Source organism: Moorena sp. SIO4E2 (assembly GCF_010671945.1).
Classification (GTDB): domain Bacteria; phylum Cyanobacteriota; class Cyanobacteriia; order Cyanobacteriales; family Coleofasciculaceae; genus Moorena; species Moorena producens.
The window spans coordinates 1-4,433 of sequence record NZ_JAAHIE010000566.1 but is presented as its reverse complement, the minus strand read 5'-3'; the positions used below and the strand labels follow the sequence as shown (position 1 = coordinate 4,433).

Here is a 4,433-nt window from a genome sequence, read left to right as displayed (position 1 = left end):
CATCGGGCAAGTAACGGGCTAAATCTCCAGTTTTGTAGAGGCGTTCTGATTTTGATTGATCAAAGGGATTGGTAATAAATTTTTCTTTGGTTAAATCTGGACGATTACGATAACCTCTAGCCAGCCCTGCTCCACCAATGTGTAGTTCGCCAGCGACTCCAACCGGAACTGGCATAAGATGGGCATCGAGGATATAGATTTGCGTATTGGCAATGGGTTGGCCGATTGATTCTGGAGCATCTAATCCTGGTTGGGATTGCCTGGCTTTAGCTACTTCATGGACAGTTGACCAGATAGTGGCTTCTGTCGGACCGTACATATTCCACAGGGAAGCTTTCCTCTCTAGGAGCTGATCCGCCAGTTCTGAGGGTAACGCTTCGCCACCACAAAGGATTTTTAACCCTGGGATACCTTCCCAACCGGATGCTAACAGCAAATACCAGGTGGCTGGAGTGGCTTGCATCACCGTAGCGTCACAATCTTTGATCAGTTTCCCCAACAACTGCCCGGAAGAAGCTACTTCACGGCTTACCAAAACGATCTTGGCTCCAACACTAAGGGGCAGGTAAAGTTCTAGTCCGGCAATATCAAAGGATATGGTGGTAACTGCTACCAGAGTATCCCGTGACCTTAATCCAGGCCGTTGGGCCATGGACCTTAAAAAGTTGACTACGGATTGATGAGGAATTTGGACTCCCTTCGGTTTGCCTGTGGAACCAGAGGTGTAGATCGTATAGGCTAAGTTTTCCGGCTTTACGCCACTATCGGTGTCTCCCTGGCTTTGTTGAGAAATTATTTCCCAATCAGTATCTAAGCAAACTATTGTTAATTGTTCTGTTAATTTTTCTTTGTCGGCAACTAATGACTCTTGATTGGTAACTAAGGACGAATGAGTCAATAATACTGGTGCTTGGGCATCTTCTAACATATAGGCCAAGCGCTCTTGGGGATAGGCTGGATCTAAGGGCACATAAGCCCCACCTGCTTTAAGGATTGCCAATAGTCCCACCAGCATTAAATGCGTTCGCGAAGCGGCTCTGAAGGAGCTTCGCTCTACACAAATACCCACTAATACTTCTGGCCCTACACCCAGTTCTTGCAAATAGTGGGCCAGTTGATTGGCTCGTTGGTTAAGTTCTCGGTAACTTAGTTGTTCTTGTTCAAATACTACAGCTACTGCATCTGGGGTGCGTTCAGCTTGCTCTTCAAACAACTGATGGATACACTTGTCCTGGGGATAGTCTGCTGAGGTATCGTTCCACTCCACCAGCAGTTGCTGCCGTTCGGCTTCAGTTAATAGGGGCAAGGTAGAAATTGACTGCTCCGGATTGGCAATCATTCCCTCTAGCAAGGAAAGCCAATGCCCCAACATTCGCCTAATTGAGTCGGATTTAAATAACTCTGTGTTGTATTCCCAGCTTAATCTTAATTTTCCTTCTGTTTCTTTAGCTACCACCACTAAATCGCACTGGCTGGTGTAGGCTGAGATTTCTTTGAGTTCTGCTTCACTAATTCCTGTCTGTGACAGAGGGAATGGTTGATCGCACCACACCAACATCACTTGAAAAATCGGGGCTTTTGCTAATTCTTCTGCTAATTCTTGATTGCTGTTAATCCCCTTGAGGAGTTCTTCAAATGGGTAATCTCGATATAAGGCAGCTTCTTCAACGGTTTGGCTAACCCGCTTTAAAACTTCTTTCCCACTGATATCACTGCTTTCATCACTGCTTAGATCTGTCCGCAAGGCAATCGGATTAATCCTAACTCCACCCTTGTGTTCCCCTTCCTGGGAGGTCTTCAACCCCCTGGTTTCTTTTACACTAGTTGCCACAGACCCGATGATGATATCTGCGATGCCCGTATAACGGAGCCACATAATTTTCAAGGCGGCCAGGAGGACGGTAAATGGGCTGACCTTGAAGCGATCGCTTAGGGTTTTTAGGTCTTGGTAAAACTCTCTATCCAGCTTGGTGACTTCTGTTGCTACCTTTACCGATGACACCGATAAACGTGGATAATCTATTGGGATTTCTAACACTGCTAAACCCCCTGAGAGCCTTTGCTGCCAGTAGGTTCTTTGTTCGGTTAGATTGATTTTTGGTTCAATCGTTGTCCCTGTAACCATTACACAATCCCAAGTTTTTCAAACACTAGATACCTTAAACGATAATCAGAGATAAATCAAGGGTGAGCTGCTGAAAACTACTCTCAACTCCTTAACTGATAGTAGGGCTGTGACATTGCTCGTCCAAGATAGATGGGGAGATGGGGCGATTGTTATTAAGGGGAATTATCGGGACATGATATTACTCATTAGGTTGAAGCCAAACCGGGAATAGTTTCTAGTTTAGCTGGCTGTTTGGTCGATAATTAGTTATAATTAAAAACTTTTACTTTTTCCCTTTGACCCTGTTATCAACGGTGAACAGGAATTTTGGGATGCTCTGTAGGAGCTGCGAAGCGAAGGCTAATTTCTGGTCAATAAATCTGTCCTAATCGTTTCTAAGAGGGGTAAAACAGTGCTGCTCGGATAGTATAGCACTACGCATTAAGGTGTTTGACATTGATCAAAGCTGACAAAGTGCGACCCGTGGCGAATTAAATTCTTAATGCGGAAAGCGCACCTAAGCTAATGCACGTCAACTTTTGCCTCTTGCCTGTTGCCTCTTGCCTTGCGCGTAGCGCTATACCGACCGATAATTTTGACCTTCGCGCAAGCCTGTGCGCCTTAGCTCACCTTAAACTTTACCCCAGTAATAAGGGAGAGAGGGCTTATTGCCATCAACCCTGCCAAGGATTATCCCACAGTCAATCAATTCCCTTGTTTCGAACTTACTAGACGAGTTAAACTATTAAAGTTCCTGTTCTACCGTAAGCTATTAGATAAAATCCGAGTATGATACATGCTGGTGTAAGTGAATTAAAACAAGCTTTTCATAAGCATCTTGCAGCTCATACCTCTGTTACTGGTTCTTCTTCCTATCTTTTGCTGTTTTATGCTGCGGAATGTGGACTCAAGAGTATTTGCTTGAGAAGAAACAACTTACGAACCACAAAATCCTTTCAAGATCCGATAAAAAACCATGGTCATAACTTAGATAGCTGGTGTAAAGAGCTGAGAATTTCTGCTAGTCAACTTACTGTTAAAACCCAAACTAAAAATAAGTCAACTCCTTCCTTTCGTATTGCCTGTGATGATTCTATTCAAGATATCGGAAAAGCTCATCAAGTTTGGCGATATGGCATTACCATAAAGAAAGAAGATGAAGAACACGTAATCGAGTGGCTCCATCAGCTTTGTAATTGGATTAAAGAGAATATATAACGATGATTCCATCAGATATTCGACTGTACACCTGGGTAGATGTAGAAGAAGTATTGTTGCGATCGCAAGAGCAAGAGCAATGGCCAAAAGACTTAGTTTGGGCTAGAGGGTATTGGGATGAATTAGTTCTCGGTATTCGTCCTGGTACTCAAAGCTCAATCAAAACATGGCTTCAGGAAGTCTACGAACCTCGATTCCAAGATAATGGCCAACAGGGTAATGATTGTATTATCCTCGAAAGTGCCGAGGGCAATCAGCGCACCTTACCGATTATTTTAGAAGAAACAGAGGAAGAACCCCCAACTCCTAAACTTATCCCCAATCTAGCTAGACCTACTGTTATTTGGCAACGAACTGAGAAGCTTCAAGCACCGGATATCTTCCCAGATGATTTACCTCCAGTGCTTGCCTTTCATTCTTTTAAAGGTGGTGTGGGTCGAACGACTCATGCTCTGGCCCTAGCACAAGCTTTAATCAACGCCAAGCAAAAAGTTCTTTTGATTGATGGCGATTTAGAGGCTCCTGGAATTAGTTGGTTATTAGAATCTAGGCTGCCTTATCCTCCTATTTGTTTCGCCGATATTATTGCCTTAATTCATGGAGACCCTTCTCCAGACGCAGAGCAAACCATTGACTTAGCAACCCAAAAACTTCAAAATGCTTTAGTAGACGGAATCTATATATTACCTTCCTTTCGTGTTAATAGCCGATTGATTGGTTTAGCCATTAAGCCAGAACATCTAATTAAAGGCCATAAAAATCCTTTTATATTGACAGATAGTTTAGCTCGTCTCGGCAAAGCCTTAGGAGTAAATGTTGTTTTAGTAGATTTGCGAGCAGGACTCTCGGAATTAGCAGCAGGATTAATTTTAGATCCGCGAGTCTATCGGATCTTTGTCTCTACGTTAAGCGGACAATCCATCACCGGAACTGCAAGGCTTTTAGAATTAATTGCTAAACTAGCACCCTCGACGCGAGATGAAGACCCTTCCCCTGCTTTAATTTTTACTAAAGTCCCTCCAGATGAAAGAGCTAAAAGTTTAGTTATTGAATCAGAACAAACACTTTTAGAAGCCATTCAACCCTTGCTAGGGGAAGATAGTGAAGC

Annotated in this window: 3 protein-coding genes; 2 read left to right on the top strand and 1 reads right to left on the bottom strand. The window is 43.6% G+C overall.

From position 1 onward, the window contains the following. Nucleotides 1-2,125: non-ribosomal peptide synthetase (locus F6K37_RS33105; protein WP_287254902.1), on the bottom strand; the 2,125-nt coding region annotated here is incomplete at its 3' end. A gap of 771 nt (nt 2,126-2,896) precedes the next feature. On the opposite strand from F6K37_RS33105, the gene F6K37_RS33100 reads away from it, so the two are divergent. Continuing rightward, the gene (locus tag F6K37_RS33100; RefSeq protein ID WP_008180740.1) at nt 2,897-3,325 is read left to right on the top strand and encodes a hypothetical protein; all 429 of its coding nucleotides are present in this window, start codon (nt 2,897-2,899) and stop codon (nt 3,323-3,325) included. A 2-nt stretch (nt 3,326-3,327) separates the two neighbouring features. Next, the coding region (locus F6K37_RS33095) for a KGGVGR-motif variant AAA ATPase (RefSeq protein WP_287254900.1) at nt 3,328-4,433 on the top strand (1,106 nt) is incomplete at its 3' end.

What these genes read in the sequence shown, in the direction of transcription:
- F6K37_RS33100 (WP_008180740.1), top strand. Translation starts at nt 2,897, where the DNA reads ATGATACATGCTGGTGTAAGTGAATTAAAACAAGCTTTTCATAAGCAT.